Below are 1,308 nucleotides of genomic sequence, written 5' to 3'. Positions count from 1 at the left end.
CTGGCCCTGTTCGGGCTCGGGGTCGGGGGTGATCTTCTCCGGGCGGAGGCGGATGAGGGTCATCCCCATGGCGTCGCTGATGTCGTCGCTGCTGTAGAGCTGGGTTCCGGCCAGGACGGTGCGCAGGATGCCGGGGATGTAGGCGGGGGCGACGGTGTCGTGGGGGATCTCGTAGAGGAAGGTGTCGCCACCCTCGTCGTCTCCGGCGTGGATGGCGATCCGTACGGCGCCGGGGGCGGGCAGGACGCCACGCAGGCGGCAGCCTTCGGCGATGGGTGCGTTCAGGTAGTACAGGAGCAGGCGGCTGATGGCCGCCTGCTGCTGTCGGTCTTCGGGGTGGGTCATTTATTCATCCATGCGCGGCACTTGTTATTGGGCTGGTTGCGGCAGAAAGCGTTAACGACGCCGATCTTCTGTCCCTTGCCTGCGTCGTACTTCTTGTCCTTGGTGCAGCGGGAGTACTGGACGATGACGGTGAAGCGACCTGCTGGGGCTTGCCGCCGGTCTTGATGGCGACGCCCTCGTATTCCAGGCGTCCGTGGTGGTCGTTGCGGTCGACCTTGCCGCGGATGGCGGCGTTGACGATTTTACAGACGCGGATGTTGTGGCGGTAGGTGAAGTGGTTCCAGCCGAGGTGGGCGTTGCCCCACCGCGTAACGATGTGGCGTCCGTCGGGGTCGGTGGCCTCGCAGTGGACGTTGGTGAGCTCGCGAATTCAACTGCCGCCAGTTCTCCGCGGGATTCAGCCCGGTGGTGACCGCCAGTATTCTCCAGCGGCATATCGGCTCCGGGTGCCTCCAGCCTCGACTGGTCCTCATCGTGCAGGCGGCAGGGCGGACGGGGAAGCCCGTCCGCCCTGCCGTTCAGCGGTTCGGCACCAGGCGTCCTGTGCAGTGGCCCGACTTCCGTCTGCAGTGGCGTCCGAGCCTCTGCCGGAACTGCACGCTCTGCCGGGTCTGTCACCTAAAGAGGTCGAACTACTCGAGTGGACAGGCAGGGATCTGGCTCAGAAGAACATTGACGTCAGCTTCGTCTTCGAGGAGAGGCGGGCAACCGTCCTCAATGCCCTCGACGAGAACGGGTTGAGCTTCGACTCACCTGATCGGCACCAGCGTCCCGCCCGTTCCACTGACGCACTCGGAGTTCAGACATATGGCGCCAGTTGAGGGTTGCTGCCCGGGTGAGTCTGCGGCTTATGAGGTCGACCATCGCGAGGTGTGACGTTGGAGACGAGGTCGCTGGCGGTGTACTCCAGGCCCAGCATCAGAAGCAGGCGCCATAAAAGCCGTTGGGTGTGGCTCTCGGCTC

Annotated in this window: 1 pseudogene; it reads right to left on the bottom strand. The window is 64.7% G+C overall.

Annotated elements, in window-relative coordinates:
* Positions 1-345, bottom strand: a pseudogene (locus tag ACI2LP_RS34445) (hypothetical protein); the annotation flags it as partial.
* Positions 346-1,308 lie beyond the last annotated feature (963 nt).

Origin of the sequence: Streptomyces sp. NPDC019890 (assembly GCF_044903445.1) — a bacterium.
In the GTDB taxonomy this organism is placed as follows: Bacteria; Actinomycetota; Actinomycetes; order Streptomycetales; family Streptomycetaceae; genus Streptomyces.
Note: the sequence above shows the minus strand (reverse complement) of the source record. Positions and strands in the feature narration are given on the sequence as shown.